The organism is Agromyces intestinalis, from assembly GCF_008365295.1.
GTDB lineage: Bacteria > Actinomycetota > Actinomycetes > Actinomycetales > Microbacteriaceae > Agromyces > Agromyces intestinalis.
Window position 1 is genome coordinate 2,051,635 of the sequence record NZ_CP043505.1, and the last position, 17,548, is coordinate 2,069,182.

A 17,548-nucleotide genomic window follows, 5' to 3' on the forward strand; every position below is an offset into this window, starting at 1 on the left:
CGCACCCCGGCCGCGCCTACCGTCGGCCCCATGACCTCGCTCTGGCTCGACCCCGCGCCCGCGATCCCGACCGACGGGCCCGACTCCCCGCGCAGCTTCGACGAGATCGTGGTCGGCGGCGGGCTCACCGGCCTCGTGACCGCGGTGCTGCTCGCCCGCGCCGGAAGGCGGGTCGGCGTGCTCGAGGCGCGCGAGGTCGGTGCGGTGACGACCGGCAACACCACCGCGAAGCTCAGCGTGCTGCAGGGTGCGCACCTGCAGACCGTCCTGCACCGCACCGACGGCAGGGTGCTGCGCGGCTACGTCGAGGCGAACCTCGCCGGGCAGCGATGGCTGGCCGACTACCTGCAGGCCAACGGACTGCCCGTGCAGGTGCGCGACGCGGTCAGCTTCGCGTCGACGCCCGACGGGCGCAGCACGGTCGAGCGGGAGTTCGAGGTCGCGCGCGAGGCCGGCCTGCCGGTGACGTTCGGCGAAGCATCCGACCTGCCCTTCGCAACCTTCGGCGCGGTGCGGCTTGCGGGCCAGCTGCAGCTCGATCCGATGGATGCGCTCGCCGCGCTCGCCGCAGAGCTGCGCAGCCTGGGCGGCGTCGTGCGCACGGGCGTCCGGATGACCGGCGTGCGCGTTGGCCGCCCCGTGCGCGTGCGCACGACGGCGGGGGAGTTCGCCTGCGAACGGCTCGTGCTCGCAACCGGCATCCCGACGCTCGATCGCGGCCTGTACTTCGGGAAGCTGCGCGCGAACCGCTCGTATGCGGCCGCGTACCGCACGGATGCTCCGCTGCCGACGGGCATGTACCTCAGCGTGGATGCCCCGACACGATCCATCCGCACCGCGCCCGATCCCGATCTCGACGCGCCGAATCCCGAACTGCTGCTCGTCGGCGGCTACGGCCACGAGGTCGGGCGCGAACCCTCGCCCGCCGGGCGGGCGGCGGCGCTCGACCGCTGGGCGCACGAGGTCTGGCCCGACGCCGTGCAGACCCATCGCTGGAGCGCGCAGGACTACGAGACGCCGCACGGCGTGCCGTTCGTCGGCTGGCTGCCGCGCGGGCGCGGCCGCGTCCACCTCGCGACGGGGTACGACAAGTGGGGTATGACGAACGCGGTGCAGTGCGGGCTGACGCTGGCCGGCGATCTGCTGGGCGGGCTGCCCGACTGGGCGCGGACGCTGCGCCACCGGGTCACGCTGCCACGCGCGATCGGCGTGGGGATCGGCATCAACGCGGCGGTCGCCAAGCACTACGCGGTCGGGTGGGCGCGGGCGATGACGCGGGATCTGCCTGCAGCTGCGCCGCGCGAGGGGGAGGGCTCGGTCGGGCGGGCGCGGGGCGCCGGAGACGGGCGCGGATGGTTCGAACGGATGCCGCGCCCCACCGCCGTCTCGACCGTCGACGGCGTGACCTGCCGGGTGTCGGGGATCTGCTCCCACCTCGGCGCGATCGTGACCTGGAACGACGCCGAGCACACGTGGGACTGCCCCGCGCATGCGTCGCGCTTCGCCGCCGACGGCCGCTTGCTGGAGGGGCCCGCCAAGCGCGGACTCGCGCGACGCCCGGCGTGAACCGCCTGCGTGACGCGCCCGTGCGGCGACTTCCCGCGGCATCCGGAGCGCGCTACCGTGGCGAGCAGAGGCGGCCCGCGAGCCGCACGAGATGGGGAGGACCGACATGACCGGACCACGACCCGGCGGCGTGACACTCGTCGCGGTGATCGCCTGGATCTCGGGAGCGTTGCAGATCATCGGCGGCGTCATCCAACTGTTCCCCGGCGGCCAGAACTTCGGCGCAGGTGTGTGGGCGATCATCATCGGCGCCATCACGATCGTCGTGAGCCTCGGGCTGTTCCGAGGGTCGAACGTCGCGCGCATCATCGTGACGATCGTGTTCGCGATCAACCTGGTGTCGGCGTTCTTCCTGTTGTTCGCGGGCGGACCCGGCGCGTTCTGGTCGTCGCTGTTCTCGGGGCTGCTCGCGCTGGTCGGAATCCTGCTGCTCTACACGAAGCCGGCCAACCGCTACTTCAGCTGACCGGGCGCGCGGCCGCGCGGCCCAGGTTCGTGGCGTCGCTCAGGTTCGCAGCTTCGCTCAGGTTGGACGCGTCGCTCAGGTCCGTCGCGTCGCTCAGGTTCGCCGCGTCGACCGCGGCGAGCCCGCCCTGCACGAACGCGACGACCGCGTCGAGCGTCGCGTCCGCGCCGAGCACGGCGTTGTGGCCGGCTCCGCTGGTGAGCACGAGCCGCGAGCGCTCGCCGTGGGCGGTGTGCAGTCGCAGCGCCTCGCCGACCGCGACCTCGCGATCGCCGCGGTCGTGGACGACCAGCAGCGGCACCTCGGCCGGGAGGGGGTCGCGGGCGGCGTCGAAGCGGCGCCATCCGTCCGGTGAGCCGGTCGCGTCGGTCGCGACCCGCGCGCCGGGTGCCGCCGACGCACCGGATGCTTCGAACCCGGGTGAGCGGATGATCCGAGCGAAGCGCGCGGCGAGCACATCGGTGGTGGCCGGGCCGAGCCCGGTCAGCGTGCCGAACCCGTCGACGAGGTACCGGGCGTCGGCCATGCCGGCGATCGCGACCACGCCGCCCGTCGCGATGCCCTCGCGCACGGCCGTGAGGGTGGCGAGCGAGCCGAACGAATGCCCGATCATCGTGTGGAATCGCCCGTGCCGCTGCTGCAGTTCGGAGATGACGGCGAGCCAGTCGCGGATGTCGGCGTGCCGGCCCGGCGAACCGCCCGCCGCGGGTGCGTCGTAGGCCACGAGTCGCACCCCTTCGGGTCGGAGTTCGCGGATGATGGCGCCGAACTGCGACGCGCGCCCGCGCCAGCCGTGGCTGAGCAGCACCGTGGTGCCGCCCGAGCCCCACTCGTAGACGCGAACCTCGCGCCCGGCGACGCGCAGGGTCGTCGCGCGCGCCTGATCGTGGACGGCACGATCGCCTGGCCGAACCCCGGCCGGCGGACGGGTCGAGCGGAACAGCGGCATCGCGAGCCCCGCGGCGAGGGCGGGCGACACCCGCTCGGCGGCGCGGAGCGACGCGAACGCGGTGGTGACGATCGGATGCATCGGTGCCTCCTGTGGGCTCGGCGGATCTATCTATACGAACGTTCGTACGTAGACTATACGAACGAACGTTCGTACACTAGTGGCATGCAGGAATCGAGCGTCACGGCCGACGGTCGCCGGTTGCGCGGGGATGCCTCGCGGCGGTCGGTGCTCGCCGTCGCCGTCGATCTCGCGTCGGTCGAGGGGCTCGACCAGGTCTCGATCGGGCGGATCGCTTCGGTCTCGCTCACGAGCAAATCCAGCGTCGCCACGCTCTTCGGCACGAAGGAGCGCCTGCAGCTGGCCGCGGTTGCGGCCGCGCGCGAGCGATTCCTCGACCACGTGGTCGATCCGGCACGGGTGCAACCACGTGGCATCCGTCGCCTGGTCGCACTCCTCGACCGTTCGGTGGCCTATTCGCAGGATCGGGTGTTCCCGGGCGGCTGCTTCTTCTCGGCCGCGGCGGCCGACTTCCACTCGAAGCCGGGCAAGGTGCGCGATGCCATCGCCGCGCAGCTCGCCGACTGGGTCGGCTACCTCGCCGTGTCGGCCCGGTACGCGCACGAGCAGGGCGAGCTGCCGGCCCTCGACGACCCCGACCAACTCGCGTTCGAGCTGCAGGGGCTCTTCGAGTGGATGAACCTGCTCGCCACGATCCGCGACACCGACGAGCCCTATGTGCGGGCGCGCCGGGCCTACCGCGACCGCCTGCTCGCGGCCGGCGCCGACCCGGCGATCGCCGACCTGGTGCTCGAGCCGGGCGCAGCGCTGCGTCCCTGACCTGCTCCAACGCCGAGCGAGGGCCGGCCCTGCGGGCACGCTGCATGAACACGTCCGCTCCCGCGCTGAGGGAGGATGGGGCTGCGCTGACGACCCGACCGGACGACGACGAGGTGACCCCATGACCCTTCCCCCACCAGGGCAACCCCACGGTGCACCGACACCGCCGGCGACGGTGCCGTTCGACACCCGCCCGCTGACCGAACCCGTCGATCCCGCGCAGATCGCGGCCTCGACACGAAGCCTGTCGGGTTCGGGTGGCACCTCCTCCTCGACGGCCAAGTTCGCCGTCGTCATCATCAGCGTCGCCGCTGGACTGCTGTTGCTCAGCATGGTGGTCTCAGCTGTCGTCGGCATCCTGGCCGGCCGGAGTGGTGGCGGGCTGCCGCAGGCGATGCAACTGCTGATCATCGCCCTGATCGGCCTGGGCGCGCTGGTCGTCGCGCGCAAGAGGGCGGCGGCGCGGGCCGAGCGCCGGTTCCGACTCGACCGCTTCGCGCGTGCCAACGGCATGACGTATCAGCCGACGTTCGCTGCGCCGGGACTGCCCGGCATGATCTTCGGACTGGGACGCGGGCGGCAGGCGACCGACCAGGTGCGCGGGTATCAGCCCCGGTTCGTCGAGTTCGCCAACTACGAGTACACGACCGGCTCGGGCAAGAACAAGACCGTGCACACATGGGGGTACGTCGCCATCAAGCTCAACGTGCCGCTGCCGCACATCGTGCTCGACGCGGTCGGCAACAACGGGCTGTTCGGCTCGAACCTTCCGATGGCGTTCGACAGAGCTCAGCGCCTGAGCCTCGAGGGAGATTTCGACCGCTACTTCGCGCTGTACTGCCCCGAGGGCTACGAGCGCGATGCGCTGTACCTGTTCACGCCCGACATCATGGCCCGCTTGATCGACAACGCCGCGGAGCTCGACGTCGAGATCGTCGACGACTGGATGTTCTTGTATGCCAAGCGCGATTTCTCGACCCTCGATCCGGCGACGTGGGCGTGGCTCTTCTCGGTGGTCGGCGCGCTGCTCGACAAGTTCACGCGGTGGGAGCGGTGGCGCGACGATCGGCTGAGCGTGACGGCGAGCGGCGCAGCCGTCGGGCGTACGGCATCCCCGCTGCCGTTCGTCGCACCGATCGATTCCCTGCGCCCACCGCCCGGCGTGGCCGCGCCGGGGCGGCGCCTCGCGCGGGGCATCCGGTGGGCACCGATCATCATCGTCGGGGTGATCCTGCTGCCCTGGCTCATGCAGTTCGTCGGCGGATTCTTCGCGGTCCTGCTTCGCTGAGGCGGGGTCGCTGCCGGAGGTTGCCGAAGTCTGGCGACGGCCGGCGGTCGGACGCGTTTCGGCGCCGCGATCGGGTGATCGGGCGCCGAAACGTGTTCAGAGGACGGGGGCGGATCAGCCCTGGTCGCCGTGGCGGCGCTTGCGCCCGTGACCCTCGTGCACGTGGACGTGCACGTGCACGTCCTGGTGCGGTGCAGGGTGGTGCGGCCCGGAGCCGGCCCGCGGGTCGTGGCCGTAGCCGTGCCCGTGACCGTCGCCGGGAGCGAAGCCCGGGAAGCCCGGTCGCCCGAACCCGTGCCCGTGGCCGTGCCCGAAGCCGTGCCGGTGGCCGAAGCCGCGTCGGCCGAAGCCGCGGCCGCCGCGTCGACCGCGGGGCATCGGCTGCGACTCGTCCCAGCCGAGCTCGCGCGCGATCGCCTCGAGGGTTGCGAGCGTGGTCGCGAAGTCCTCGGGGCTCACGGCGCCGGCGACGCGGGCGCGCAGCCCGGTCACCCGCTCGAGCAGGCGGTCGCGGGCCTCGCGACCCGCGTCGGTGAGCGACGGGCCCTCGTGCGCGTCGGTCGGCACATCGACCCAGCCGAGCTCGGCCAGCCGGCCGAGCAGGTCGGGCCGGTGGCGCAGCTTGTGCGCCAGTCGCTCGTCCTCGGCGTCGCCGGCGAGCAGGTTCAGCGTGCGCCAGTCGCGGCGCGTGACGCCTTCGTCGGCGAACAGAGTGCCCATCTCGTCGGAGATGCGGCGGTCGACCAGCTTCAGCCAGAAGCCGAGCGGTCGGCGGGAGGTCGGGAATTCGGGCTTCTCGGAGGCGGATGCCTCGGTGAACTCGTGGTTCGTCATGGTGTTTCCTCTCTCGGTGCGCTCGAGGTGAGCGCCCGGCGCGCGATGCGCGATTCCTATTGCATGTCAATTGACATGTATATGTAGGATGACATGTATGTCGGACGCTCGTCAACCCGCTCCCGGTGGACGCTCAGGTTCCGGCGACGATGCGGATGTCACGACCGACGCCGTGGCTGCGATCGAGGCGGCGCTCGGCTCGCTGCGACGAGGTGCTCGGTTCGGTCCGCCGGGCGCGGGCGGACCCTTCGGCCCGCGCGGGCCGTTCGGTCCCTTCGGTGGCGCCCCTGGAGGGCCGTTCGGCCCCGGTGGTCCGTTCGGCGGTCGACGCGGTGGTCCGCAGCACGGTCACCATGGCCACGACGAGCACCCGGGCCACCCCGGCAGAGGCCGCGGCGGGCACGCCGCGTTCCGCCTGCTGGCGGCGCTCGAGGCGCACGGCCCGCAGTCGGTCACCGAGGTCGCCGCGCACATCGGCGTCGACCAGCCGCGGGCGAGCCGGCTCGTGCAGGCTGCGGTCGACGCCGGTCACGTGCGGCGCGAGCCCGATCCGAGCGACGCGCGGCGGAGCATCCTGATCGTGACCGATTCGGGGCGCGCGCTGCTCAGCGCGACCGTCGGCCGTCGGCGCGAGGCGATCGAGACGGCGCTCGCGGGGTTCTCAGCCGACGAGCGTGCGGAGTTCGCGCGGCTGCTGACGCGGTTCGTCGAGGGGTGGCCGCGGGGCTGAGCCCGGTGTGCGGGTCACGGGGTTTCGAGACGCGTCCTCGCTGCGCTCGGCCGCTCCTCAACCAGCGGGGGCTACTTCGCCCCTTCGAGGCGCGCGACGAGTTCGTCGATGACGGTGCTCACGAGCTTCGGCATCTCCACCGCGTCGGGCTCGAGCAGCCACTGCACCTGCAGGCCGTCCATCACGGCGATGAGGGTCGACGCCGCGTCGAGCAGCGCCTGGCGGTCGGTGTTGCCGGTGACCTCGCCGAAGACCCCGGCGATCTTCTCGCGCAGGATGTGCAGGCGCTCGTGGAAGTAGTCGTGGGCGGGATGCCCGTCGGTCACCGACTCCCCTGAGAGCACCGAGTACGCTTGCACGACGCCGCGGCGGTGCGTGTTCTCCTCGACGGTGTCGACCAGGTGCTGGAGGAATGCCGGCCCCTCGGTCTGCGCACGGGCGGGCACGCCGTTGACCTCCTCGCCGTCGCGGTACTTCAGCATCGCGACGAGCAGCCCCTCCTTGCTGCCGAAGTGATGCAGCACGCCGGCGTGGGTCATGCCGGCCTCCTCGGCGACCTCGACGAGCGCGCCCTTGTTGTAGCCGCGTGCGCCGAACACCTTCATGGCCGCCTTGAGCACGGCCTCACGTCGTTCGAGCGTGCGTGCCTGCGGGCGCTGCACCCGCTCGGCCGCGGGCTTCGCGCGGGTCTCGGTACGAGCTGCGTCCACCAGTGTTTCCTTCCCGATGCGCTCTGCGCGGCATCCGGCCTCGAATCGTTTCGGTCGGCGCGCGCGTGCGCTGACCGTAAGGATGGCACGTCCGCGCTGCCGATGCGAGGAGCGCGACGCGTTACCGAACCGTTATCCCTTCAACTTACTTACAAGTCAGTAAGTGTGTCACGATGGCTCGCGTCACTCAATGACGAGCCCTGAAGGAGACTACGGCGTGACCTCGACCACCACGGCCAGCGGAACCGACGAGCGGGCTGCACATCGGCCCGATCCGACCGCCCTCGCCCTCGAGGACGCCATCGCCATCGCGACCGCGCTCCCGCTCGCCGACAAGGTGCGATTGCTCACCGGCGCCGCCACCTGGACCCTCACCGAACTGCCGCAGCTCGGCCTGCGGACGATGACGGTCTCCGATGGCCCCATCGGCGTTCGCGGCACCGGCGAGGACGGCCTGCCCTCCGCGCAGATGCCCGCGCCGAGCGCCACCGCCGCCACGTGGGACGTGCGCCTCCAGGCCGCGCTCGGCGAGCTGATGGCCGCCGAGGCCCGCCGCAAGGGCGTCGACGTCGTGCTGGCCCCCGTCGTCAACCTGCAGCGCTCGCCCGTCGGCGGCCGGCACTTCGAGTGCTTCTCAGAAGACCCGTTGCTCACCGCCCGCCTCGCGGTCGCGTTCATCGGCGCGCTCCAGGAGCGCGGCATCGCCGGCTGCGTCAAGCACTTCATCGGCAACGAGACCGAGACCGACCGCACCACCTACCTCTCGCGCATCGACGAGCGTACGCTGCGCGAGGTCTACCTCGCGCCGTTCGAGGCCGTCGTCGAAGCCGGCGTGTGGACGATCATGGCCGCCTACAACGGGCTCAGCCGCGACGGCGTCGAGCAGACCGCGACCGCGCACGGCCCGCTGCTGAACGGCATCCTCAAGGGCGAGTGGGCGTTCGACGGTGTCGTGATCAGCGACTGGCTCGCCACCAAGCACACCGCGGAGTCGGCCGAGGGCGGCCTCGACCTGATCATGCCCGGCCCGGGCGGGCCCTGGGGTGCGGCGCTCGTCGCTGCGGTCGAGGCCGGCGAGGTCTCCGAGTCGGTCATCGACGACAAGGTGGCGCGCATCGTCCGCCTCGCCGAGCGGGTCGGCGCCCTGAGCGGTGTGGTCGGCGACGTGCTGCCCTTCGACCAGGCCGGCGCCACCGAGGACCCGGCCGGTGACGAGGTCGTCGCGCTGCTGCGCGAGGCCGCGGCGCGATCGACGGTCGTGCTGCGCAACGAGAGCGCGCTGCTTCCGATCGCATCCGGTGCGGATGCCCCGAAGCGCGTCGCGCTCATCGGCCACAACGCCGTCGAGCCCTTCACGCAAGGCGGCGGCAGCGCATTCGTCACCGCACCCCACATCAGCGACCCGCTCGAGGCGCTGCGGGCCGCGCTGCCCGACACCGAGGTCGCCCGCTTCCGCGGCGGCGCTACGACCGTCACCGCTCCGCTCGTGCCCGGCGACCTCGTCACCACGCCCGACGGCGAGCCCGGCATCCGCATCGATCTGCTCGCCGCCGACGGCTCCACGGTCGAATCGCTCCAGGTTCCGGATGCCACGGGCCTCTGGTTCCCGGTCGCCGACGCCCGCGTGGCATCCGCCCGCCTGACCGCCGATGTCGCACTCGAGGGCGCCGGCCGTCACGTGATCGAGGTCGGTCCGGTCGGCGCGCACCGCGTCGACGTCGACGGCGAACTGCGCGGCGAGTCGACCGAGGAGGTCGGCGTCGAGGTCGTGCTGAACTCCAGCTACGCGAACCCGCCGATGATCGAGTCGACGATCGAGGTCGAGGCCGACCGCCGCGTGCGCGTCGAGGCCGACCTGCAGGTCATCGACGGCGAGAGCTACGGGCGGTTCGTGCGCGTGCACTTCCGCTACCGCGCCCCCGGCCTCACCGTCGACGAGGAGATCGAGCAGGCCGTCGCCGCGGCCGCCGACGCCGACCTCGCGGTCGTGGTCGTCGGCACCAACCCCGAGACCGAGTCCGAGGGCTGGGACCGCCCCGGCCTCGCGCTGCCCGGCCGGCAGGACGAGCTCGTGCGCCGCGTGGTGGCCGCGAACCCGCGCACCGTCGTCGTCGTGAACGCGGGCGCACCTGTCCTCCTGCCCTGGCTCGACGAGGTGCCCGCCGTGCTCTGGTGGTGGCTGCCCGGTCAGGAGGCCGGCTCGTCGCTCGCGGCGGTGCTCACCGGCGAGATCGAACCGAGCGGTCGGCTGCCGTGGACCCTCCCGGCGAGCGAGGCCGACGTGCCGGTGCCGAACGGGCTGCCCGTCGACGGCTACATCGACTACACCGAGGGCGCGCACGTCGGCCACCGCGGGTGGGACCGCCTCGGCCGCACCCCCGCCCGCGAGTTCGGGTACGGCCTCGGTTACGGTGAGTGGACCCACACCGGCCTCACCGTCGAGACCGGCGACGGGACATCCCCCTTCGTCACCGCCCGCCTGACCGTCGCGAACGTCGGATCCGTCGACGCGCGAGAGGTCGTGCAGGCCTACCTCTCCGCCCCCGACGACACCGACGAGCAGCGCCCCCAGCGCTGGCTGGCGGGCTTCGCGCTCGTCGACGTCGCGGCGGGCGGCGAGGCATCCGTGTCGATCCCGATCGCGCGACGCGCCTTCGAGATCTGGGACACGGACACGCAAGCATGGACTCTTCCGGCCGGAGCGTACGAGCTCCGGGTGGGCCGGTCCAGCAGAGACCTCCGACTGGCAGCACCGGTCGTCATCGGAGACACGAAGTAACACCTGAGCACCTGCTCACATCCGAAGAAATGCAAGGAGGCATGGAAATGCGCAAGCGCATCCTCGCCGCCGGGGCCGTCCTGGTCGCCGCCGGCTTGGTCTTCACCGGCTGCAGCAGCAACTCAGGGGGTGACGATGGCGGTGCCAGCAGCAAGGTGCTGGTCGTCGGCATGCCCAACGGCCCGCAGTCGCCCAACCAGAACCCGCTCGCGACCGGCTCGGCGTCGCTCTCGCTCGGCTACGCGTTCGTGGTGTACGAGTCGCTGATGCAGATCAACGAGCTGCACCCGACCGACGACCCCACCCCGTGGCTCGCCGAGTCGGTGGAGTGGAACGAGGACTCGACCCAGGCGACCATCACCCCCCGTGAGGGCGTGAAGTGGTCGGACGGCGAGGAGTTCACGGCCGACGACATCGCGTTCTCGGTCCAGCTCCGCAAGGACAACCCCGAGCTGAACATCGACTTCCCCGACCAGTACGGCGACATCTCGGTGGAGGACGGCAAGGTCGTCGTGAACTTCACGACCTCGCAGTACGTCAACCGCGACAAGCTGTACAAGCTGCTCATCGTGCCCGAGCACATCTGGGCCGAGGTCGACAACCCCGTCGAGTTCACCGACGACGAGATGATCGGCACCGGACCGTTCGTGCTCGACAAGTTCACCTCGCAGTCGGTGTCGCTGAAGCCGAACGCCGACTACTGGGGCGGGGCGCCGAAGGTGGGCGCGCTGCGCTACGACACCTTCAACGACAACAACGGCCTGACCACCGCCCTCACCACCGGTGAAGCGCAGTGGGGCTGGACGTTCATCCCCGACTACGAGAACACCTTCATCGCCAAGAACCCCGAGCACTTCCACCAGGTGGCGGGCGGCGGTTTCGGTGCCGACGTGCTGTTCCTCAACAACGAGACGAAGCCGTTCGACAACGCGGCGTTCCGTCAGGCGCTCAACCTGACCATGGACCGCGAGGAGATCTCGAAGAAGGCGGGCTACGGCGTCTGGCCGACGATCACCTCGGTGACGGGCATCCCGACCCCGACCGGTGACGCGTTCATCGCCGACGAGTTCCAGGGCCAGGAGCTCTCGGTGGACGTCGACGCTGCGAAGCAGATCCTCACCGACGCGGGCTACACGTGGGACGGCTCGGGGGCGCTCATCGACCCCGACGGCGAGAAGGTCTCGTTCGTGCTGACCAACCCGGCCGGCTGGAGCGATTACCTCTCGGCGCTCGACATCATCGCGGCCGGCGCCAAGGAGCTCGGCGCCGAGGCGACCGTCGAGGCGGCCGTGCAGGACACCTGGTTCAACGACATCATCCCGTTCGGCAACTTCCAGGCCACGCTGCACTGGGTCGACAACGGCTCCACGCCGTGGAACCTGTACTCGAACATCATGGACGGCGCGTCCTACGTGCCGCTCGGCGAGACCGCGAACTGGAACTTCGGCCGCTACAACAACCAGGCCGTCACCGACGCGCTCGCCGCGTTCAAGGCCGCATCGGATGACGCGGCTCGCGCCGAGGCCATGCAGACCATCCAGGAGGCGTACGTGAACGACGCCCCCGGTCTCGTGATCTGGCAGCGGCCGGCCGTCGCGCAGTACTCGACGGTGAACTACACGGGCTTCCCGACGGATGAGGACCCCTACGCCAACCCGCAGCCCACCGGGCCGCAGGCGGCGCTCATCCTCTCGAAGCTGGTTCCGACCGAGTGATCGTCGGCGGGACCGTCGCTTCGGCGGCGGTCCCGCCGCTTACCCTGTTCCGGGGCCCGTTTCGAAGGTGAACGAATGAGCAACACACAACCCGAGCAACCGGTGCTGCGCGCAGAGGCGTTGCGCAAGCACTTCCCGGTTCGCGGCATCGGCACGAGCGGTGTCGTCCATGCGGTCGACGACGTCGACCTCGACCTCCACGCCGGCCGCGTCGTCGCCCTCGTCGGCGAGTCGGGCTCGGGCAAGAGCACCATCGCCCGGCTGCTCGCCCAGCTCATGCCGCTCACGGCCGGCCGCATCGTGCTCGACGGCGAGGACGCGACCGTGCACAACCGCCGCGCGTTCCGCCGGTACGTCGGGCGCGTGCAGATGATCTTCCAGGACCCGTTCGGGTCGATCAACCCTATCCACCCGGTGCGCTACACCCTCACCCGCGCACTGCGGATCCACCGCGGGCGGCTGCGGGGCCGCGAGCTCGAGGCCGCGCTCGACGAACTCCTGGAGCGCGTGCAGCTCACCCCCACCGCGCGCTACGTCGACAAGTACCCGCACGAGCTGTCGGGCGGCCAGCGCCAGCGCGTCGCGATCGCCCGCGCGCTCGCCGCGAACCCCGATGTGCTCCTCGCCGACGAGCCGATCTCGATGCTCGACGTGTCCATTCGCCTCGGCATCCTGAACCTCTTGAAAGACCTGCGCGATCGCCTGAAGATCGCCATCCTCTACATCACCCACGACATCGCCTCGGCGCGCTACTTCGCCGACCGCACCATGGTCATGTACGCCGGCCGCATCGTCGAGACCGGCGACAGCGAGTCCGTCACGCAGGATCCGAAGCATCCGTACACCCAGCTGCTGGTGCGCAGCGCACCCGACCCCGACGACCTCGAGGCGCGCGCCCACGGCGCGCGCGGCGAGGCGCCGAGCCTGGTGAACCCCCCGAGCGGATGCCGCTTCAACCCGCGCTGCCCGTTCGCGACCGAGCTGTGCCGCACCGAGGTGCCGCCGCTGCTCGAGGTCGGCGAAGGCCGCCAGGCCGCCTGCTGGGGCTACTCCGAGCGCCCCGATCGCCCGAAGGTCACCGACGTGCTCGAGGTGCTCGGCGAGCGGCCGGGTCTCGATACGGTCGCTGGCGCTCCCTACTCGACCAACGGTGGGACGGAGGCATCCACATGAGGTTCTTCGTCCGACGTGGCATCTTCTACGTGATCACCGCCTGGGCGGCCGTCACGATCAACTTCTTCATCCCGCGGATGATGCCGGGCGACCCGGTGAAGGCGCTCATCGCCAAGAACCAGGGCAAGATCCCGACCGACGCGATCCCCGCGCTGTACGCGATGTTCGGCCTCGACGAGAACGTGCCGCTCTGGCAGCAGTACCTCGACTACTGGGCGAACCTGTTCCGCGGCGACCTGGGCATCTCGTTCTCGCTGTTCCCGATGCCGGTGACCGAGGTCATCGCGCAGGCGCTGCCGTGGACGGTGGGCCTGGTCGGCATCGCGACGATCATCAGCTTCTTCGTCGGCACGATCATCGGCACCGGCATCGGCTGGCGGCGTGGCACCTGGGCCGACTCGCTGCTGCCGATCTCGACGTTCTTCTCGGCGGTGCCGTACTTCTGGCTCGGCCTCATCGCGATCTTCGTGTTCTCGGTGACGCTCGGCTGGTTCCCGGCCTCGGGCAGCTACGACCGGTCGCTCATCCCCTCGTGGGACTGGGAGTTCGTCTCGTCGGTGATCTACTACGGCACGCTGCCGGCGCTGACGATCATCATCTCGTCGATCTCCGGCTGGATCCTCGGCATGCGCAACATGGTCGTGACGGTCTCGAGCGAGGACTACGTGACCGTCGCACAGGCCAAGGGGCTCTCGGAGCGCCGGGTCATGTTCAACTACGCCGCCCGCAATGCCGTGCTTCCGCAGGTATCGAGCTTCGCGCTGTCGCTCGGCTTCATCGTCGGCGGCACGCTCATCATGGAGATGGTGTTCACCTATCAGGGCATCGGCTTCCTCCTGTTCAACGCGGTGAACGCGAAGGACTACCCGCTCATGCAGGGCTGCTTCCTGGTGATCACCATCGCGGTGCTCGCGGCGAACATCCTCGCGGACTTCGTGTACGCGTTCCTCGATCCCCGTACCCGGCAGGAGGGCTGACATGACGATCGACAGCAGCATCGTCGAGGAGCTCGACGACGTCAATCGGCCCAACCAGGCGCCCGATACCACCGCGGTCGCCGCGGCGGCCCACGACCGCAAGCGCGGCAAGGACGGCCCGCGCCGCTTCATGTTCCTCCGCAATGCGAAGGCGCTGACCGGCATCGCGATCCTCGTGTTCTTCACGATCATCGCGATCATCGGCCCGTGGATCGCCCCGTACGACCCCAGTGCGCAGAGCGACGACCTGCTGCAGCCGCCGTCGTGGCAGCACTGGATGGGCACCACCCACCTCGGGCAGGACATCTTCAGCCAGCTCATCGTCGGCACCCGCGGCGTCATGGTCGTCGGCTTCGTCGCCGGCATCCTCGCCACCGCGATCGGCGTGATCATCGGCGTCTCCGCCGGCTACCTCGGCGGTGTCGGCGATGAGACGCTCTCGGCGCTGTCGAACGTGTTCCTCGTGATCCCGCAGCTGCCGCTCATCATCATCATCGCGGGCCAGCTCCCGAGCGTCGGCGGCATCACCGTGGCGGTCGTGATCGCGGTCACCGGCTGGGCCTGGGGCGCTCGAGTGCTGCGCGCCCAGACCTTGTCGCTGCGCAAGCGCGACTTCGTCGAGGCCGCCCGCGCCACGGGTGAGCGGAGCTGGCGGATCATCACCGCCGAGATCCTGCCGAACCTCACCGCCATCATCGCGTCGGGCTTCGTCGGCACGGTCACCTTCGCGGTGCTCTCGCTCATCACCCTGGCGTTCATCGGCATCGGGTCGGGCAGCGACTGGAACTGGGGCACGATCCTGTTCTGGGCGCAGTCGCAGCTCGCGCTGCAGCGCGGCGCGTGGTGGTGGTTCATCCCCGCGGGCCTCTGCATCGCCCTGCTCGGCATGGGCCTCACTCTCATCAACTTCGGCATCGACGAGTTCGTCAACCCACGCCTGCGGTCGACGGCCCTCAACGCCCGCTCGCTGCGCAGGCGGGGCATCCGGCCGCGCATCGGCTTCACGCCGGTCGTGTACGAGGCGCCCGGCGCGGCCGACCGCCGCGATGTCACGGATGCCGCAGCTGCGGCCCTACGTACCGAAACCGCCGCACGCGCGGTCGAAGCCAAGCGCGCGGCGAAGGGAGCTCGCTCATGACCCTCCTCACTCCCGACCCCGCGGCGGCACCCGCCGCGGGTCGCCCGGCGACCGCAGCGTCCGACCCGGTCCTCGAGATCAGGAACCTCTCGGTCGACTACGGCTACGAGGATGACGCGGTGCACGTCCTGCGCGACGTGTCGCTGACCCTCGGGCGCGGCGAGGTGCTGGGCCTGGCCGGCGAGTCCGGCTGCGGCAAGTCGACGCTCGCCTACGCGGCGACCCGTCTGCTGCCCCCGCCCGGGCTGATCACCGGCGGCGAGGTGCTGTTCACCGACCGCGACGGCACGAAGACCGACCTGTTGCGCCTGAACGACCAGCAGCTGCGCGCCTCGCGCTGGCAGGATCTCGCGATCGTGTTCCAGGGCGCGATGAACTCGCTCAACCCCGTGCACCGCATCGGCGCGCAGATCGCCGACGGCATCATCGCGCACCGGCCTGGCATGAAGAAGAAGGAGGCGCTCGAGCGCGCCGCCGAACTGCTCGAGCTGGTCGGCATCGCGCCCGACCGCCTGCGCTCGTACCCGCACCAGCTCTCGGGCGGCATGCGCCAGCGCGTGATGATCGCGATGGCGCTCGCCCTCGAGCCGCAGGTGCTCATCATGGACGAGCCGACCACCGCGCTCGACGTGGTCATGCAGCGCCAGATCGTCGAGCAGATCGCCGAGCTGCGCGACCGGCTCGGGTTCTCGGTGATCTTCATCACGCACGACGTGTCGCTGCTCATCGAGATCGCCGACCGCATCGCGATCATGTACGCGGGCGGCATCGTCGAGGACGCGAAGTCGCTCGACGTCTACCACCGGCCCCGCCACCCGTACTCGTCGGCGCTGCTGCACTCGTTCCCGCCGCTGCGCGGCCCGCGCCGCGAGCTGACCGGCATCCCGGGCTCGCCGCCCGATCTGTCGAAGCTCGGCGGCGGGTGCCCGTTCCGCGATCGGTGCGCGTTCGCGTGGGACGCCTGCGCCGCCATCGACCCCGAGCTGGGCCGCCCCGACGTCGACGGCGACGACCCGCGCCGGACGGTCTCGTGCCTGCGGCACGACCCGGGCCGCGTGATCGCCGCGGGCTTCGAGCCGAAGCCGGTGCCCCTGGAACTCTCAACCCGCTGACCCCCCCACCCCCTCCCCCCTCCCACCCCCACCCCCTCCCGCCCCCACCCGCCCCCCTCCCGCCCCCCCCCGCCCGCCCCCTGCGGCAAGGTCGATTCGTGCGACCGAGGATGCCCCGGCGCATCCTCACTCGCACGAATCGACCTTGCACCGCAGATCAGGGGTCGGCATAGGCTCGAACCATGCTCGCCACCGTCATTCACGCTGCCCGTGACATCCGCGTCGAAGCCGTGCCCGACCCCCTTCTGTCGACCGGCGGCGACGCCATCGTGCGCGTGGTCGCGGCCTGCGTCTGCGGCTCCGACCTGTGGCCGTACCGGGGCATCACCCCGACCCGCGAACCGCATCGCATCGGCCATGAGTTCGTGGGCGTGGTCGAGGCCGTCGGCGATGACGTCGCCCTCGTGCAGGTCGGCGACTTCGTCATCGCGCCGTTCTACGTGTGCGACAACACCTGCGTGAACTGCCGCAACGGGGTCTCGACGTCGTGTCTCAACGGCAGCTGGTGGGGCGGCGACGACCGGTTCGGCGGGTTCGCCGACGGCGGCCAGGGCGAGCGCGTGCGGGTGCCGCTCGCCGACGGCACGCTCGTGGTCGTGCCCGGTCCGGTGGCCGACGAGGAGGTGCCGGGCCTGCTCACGCTCGCCGACGTCATGGGCACGGGGTACCACGCCGCAGTCTCGGCTGGGGTGACCGCGGGTTCGACGGTCGCGGTCGTCGGCGACGGAGCGGTCGGGCTCTGCGCGGTGATCGCCGCACGTCGGCTCGGAGCATCCACCATCATCGCGATATCGCGCCACCGCGATCGCCAGGAGCTCGCGCTCGAGTTCGGCGCGACGCATCTCGTCGAAGGGCGCGGCGACGAGGGCGTGCGCGCCGTGCGCGAGCTGACCGGAGGCATCGGCGCCGACCACGTGCTCGAATGCGTCGGCACCAAGGAGTCGATGGATCAGGCGCTGCGCTCGGCGCGGCCGGGCGGCCGGGTCGGGTTCGTCGGCGTGCCGAACGGCGGCCCCGAGCTGCCGATCCGGCGCATGTTCGACACGAACGTCGGCGTCGTCGGCGGCGTCGCACCGGTGCGCGGGTACATCGAGGAGCTGCTGCCCGACGTGCGGTCGGGCGCGATCAACCCCGGCCGCGTCTTCGACCTCGAGCTGCCGCTCGCCGACGCCGCTGAGGCGTACGCCGCGATGGACGAGCGCCGCGCGATCAAGGTGCTGCTGCGGCCGTGAGCCGACCGACGGAAGGGGTTCGCTCCGCGGGGCGCTCCT

Annotated in this window: 15 protein-coding genes; 12 read left to right on the top strand and 3 right to left on the bottom strand. The window is 71.1% G+C overall.

The genetic code is table 11. The annotated features are described in order from the left end of the window. Nucleotides 1-30 precede the first annotated feature (30 nt). Entirely contained in the window at nucleotides 31-1,566 is a 1,536-nt protein-coding gene (locus tag FLP10_RS09405; protein ID WP_149160629.1) for an FAD-dependent oxidoreductase, read from the top strand. Between the two features lie 106 nt (nucleotides 1,567-1,672). After that, entirely contained in the window at nucleotides 1,673-2,032 is a 360-nt protein-coding gene (locus tag FLP10_RS09410) for a hypothetical protein (RefSeq protein ID WP_149160630.1), read from the top strand. On the opposite strand, the gene FLP10_RS09415 is transcribed toward FLP10_RS09410, so the two are convergent. Further along, nucleotides 2,025-3,062, bottom strand: a complete 1,038-nt coding sequence (locus tag FLP10_RS09415) for an alpha/beta fold hydrolase (protein ID WP_149160631.1) — start codon at nucleotides 3,060-3,062, stop codon at nucleotides 2,025-2,027. The two genes, FLP10_RS09410 and FLP10_RS09415, sit on opposite strands and share 8 nt — an antisense overlap. An 84-nt stretch (nucleotides 3,063-3,146) precedes the next feature. Between FLP10_RS09415 and FLP10_RS09420 the strand changes: the two genes are divergently transcribed. Next, nucleotides 3,147-3,821, top strand: a complete 675-nt coding sequence (locus FLP10_RS09420; RefSeq protein ID WP_149160632.1) for a TetR/AcrR family transcriptional regulator — start codon at nucleotides 3,147-3,149, stop codon at nucleotides 3,819-3,821. A 121-nt stretch (nucleotides 3,822-3,942) separates the two neighbouring features. Further along, nucleotides 3,943-5,109, top strand: coding sequence for a hypothetical protein (locus FLP10_RS09425; protein ID WP_149160633.1), 1,167 nt, complete (start codon nucleotides 3,943-3,945; stop codon nucleotides 5,107-5,109). A gap of 114 nt (nucleotides 5,110-5,223) precedes the next feature. On the opposite strand, the gene FLP10_RS09430 is transcribed toward FLP10_RS09425, so the two are convergent. Continuing rightward, nucleotides 5,224-5,943, bottom strand: coding sequence for a MarR family winged helix-turn-helix transcriptional regulator (locus FLP10_RS09430; protein ID WP_246149972.1), 720 nt, complete (start codon nucleotides 5,941-5,943; stop codon nucleotides 5,224-5,226). A 97-nt stretch (nucleotides 5,944-6,040) separates the two neighbouring features. On the opposite strand from FLP10_RS09430, the gene FLP10_RS09435 reads away from it, so the two are divergent. Next, nucleotides 6,041-6,673, top strand: coding sequence for a MarR family winged helix-turn-helix transcriptional regulator (locus FLP10_RS09435; protein WP_149160634.1), 633 nt, complete (start codon nucleotides 6,041-6,043; stop codon nucleotides 6,671-6,673). Nucleotides 6,674-6,744: 71 nt separating this feature from the next. Here the strand turns inward: FLP10_RS09435 and FLP10_RS09440 are convergent, their stop codons facing one another. Then, the gene (locus FLP10_RS09440; protein ID WP_149160635.1) at nucleotides 6,745-7,383 is read right to left on the bottom strand and encodes a TetR/AcrR family transcriptional regulator; all 639 of its coding nucleotides are present in this window, start codon (nucleotides 7,381-7,383) and stop codon (nucleotides 6,745-6,747) included. 217 nt (nucleotides 7,384-7,600) lie between these two features. Between FLP10_RS09440 and FLP10_RS09445 the strand changes: the two genes are divergently transcribed. The 7 genes from FLP10_RS09445 to FLP10_RS09475 all read left to right on the top strand — a co-directional run bounded on the left by FLP10_RS09445 (nucleotide 7,601) and on the right by FLP10_RS09475 (nucleotide 17,509). Continuing rightward, nucleotides 7,601-10,162: a beta-glucosidase family protein gene (locus FLP10_RS09445; protein ID WP_246149973.1), complete on the top strand. Its 2,562-nt coding sequence runs from the start codon at nucleotides 7,601-7,603 to the stop codon at nucleotides 10,160-10,162. 47 nt (nucleotides 10,163-10,209) lie between these two features. Then, entirely contained in the window at nucleotides 10,210-11,877 is a 1,668-nt protein-coding gene (locus tag FLP10_RS09450; protein WP_149160637.1) for an ABC transporter substrate-binding protein, read from the top strand. Nucleotides 11,878-11,952: 75 nt separating this feature from the next. Beyond that, nucleotides 11,953-13,050, top strand: a complete 1,098-nt coding sequence (locus tag FLP10_RS09455) for an ABC transporter ATP-binding protein (protein WP_149160638.1) — start codon at nucleotides 11,953-11,955, stop codon at nucleotides 13,048-13,050. Continuing rightward, nucleotides 13,047-14,027, top strand: coding sequence for an ABC transporter permease (locus FLP10_RS09460; RefSeq protein WP_149160639.1), 981 nt, complete (start codon nucleotides 13,047-13,049; stop codon nucleotides 14,025-14,027). The genes FLP10_RS09455 and FLP10_RS09460 overlap by 4 nt, the downstream gene beginning before the upstream one ends. Nucleotide 14,028: 1 nt before the next feature. Then, a complete protein-coding gene (locus FLP10_RS09465) occupies nucleotides 14,029-15,165 on the top strand; it encodes an ABC transporter permease (protein WP_149160640.1) in 1,137 nt (378 codons plus the stop codon). Next, nucleotides 15,162-16,277, top strand: a complete 1,116-nt coding sequence (locus FLP10_RS09470; RefSeq protein WP_149160641.1) for an ABC transporter ATP-binding protein — start codon at nucleotides 15,162-15,164, stop codon at nucleotides 16,275-16,277. Before FLP10_RS09465 ends, FLP10_RS09470 begins: the two co-directional genes overlap by 4 nt. Before the next feature lie 182 nt (nucleotides 16,278-16,459). After that, on the top strand, nucleotides 16,460-17,509 hold the full coding sequence (locus FLP10_RS09475; protein WP_149160642.1) for a zinc-dependent alcohol dehydrogenase family protein: 1,050 nt from the start codon (nucleotides 16,460-16,462) through the stop codon (nucleotides 17,507-17,509). Nucleotides 17,510-17,548: the final 39 nt, after the last annotated feature.

What these genes read in the sequence shown, in the direction of transcription:
- FLP10_RS09475 (WP_149160642.1), top strand. Translation starts at nt 16,460, where the DNA reads ATGCTCGCCACCGTCATTCACGCTGCCCGTGACATCCGCGTCGAAGCC.
- FLP10_RS09450 (WP_149160637.1), top strand. Translation starts at nt 10,210, where the DNA reads ATGCGCAAGCGCATCCTCGCCGCCGGGGCCGTCCTGGTCGCCGCCGGC.
- FLP10_RS09415 (WP_149160631.1), bottom strand. Translation starts at nt 3,062, where the DNA reads ATGCATCCGATCGTCACCACCGCGTTCGCGTCGCTCCGCGCCGCCGAG.
- FLP10_RS09425 (WP_149160633.1), top strand. Translation starts at nt 3,943, where the DNA reads ATGACCCTTCCCCCACCAGGGCAACCCCACGGTGCACCGACACCGCCG.
- FLP10_RS09470 (WP_149160641.1), top strand. Translation starts at nt 15,162, where the DNA reads ATGACCCTCCTCACTCCCGACCCCGCGGCGGCACCCGCCGCGGGTCGC.
- FLP10_RS09465 (WP_149160640.1), top strand. Translation starts at nt 14,029, where the DNA reads ATGACGATCGACAGCAGCATCGTCGAGGAGCTCGACGACGTCAATCGG.
- FLP10_RS09430 (WP_246149972.1), bottom strand. Translation starts at nt 5,943, where the DNA reads ATGACGAACCACGAGTTCACCGAGGCATCCGCCTCCGAGAAGCCCGAA.
- FLP10_RS09455 (WP_149160638.1), top strand. Translation starts at nt 11,953, where the DNA reads ATGAGCAACACACAACCCGAGCAACCGGTGCTGCGCGCAGAGGCGTTG.
- FLP10_RS09410 (WP_149160630.1), top strand. Translation starts at nt 1,673, where the DNA reads ATGACCGGACCACGACCCGGCGGCGTGACACTCGTCGCGGTGATCGCC.
- FLP10_RS09405 (WP_149160629.1), top strand. Translation starts at nt 31, where the DNA reads ATGACCTCGCTCTGGCTCGACCCCGCGCCCGCGATCCCGACCGACGGG.
- FLP10_RS09420 (WP_149160632.1), top strand. Translation starts at nt 3,147, where the DNA reads ATGCAGGAATCGAGCGTCACGGCCGACGGTCGCCGGTTGCGCGGGGAT.
- FLP10_RS09460 (WP_149160639.1), top strand. Translation starts at nt 13,047, where the DNA reads ATGAGGTTCTTCGTCCGACGTGGCATCTTCTACGTGATCACCGCCTGG.
- FLP10_RS09435 (WP_149160634.1), top strand. Translation starts at nt 6,041, where the DNA reads ATGTCGGACGCTCGTCAACCCGCTCCCGGTGGACGCTCAGGTTCCGGC.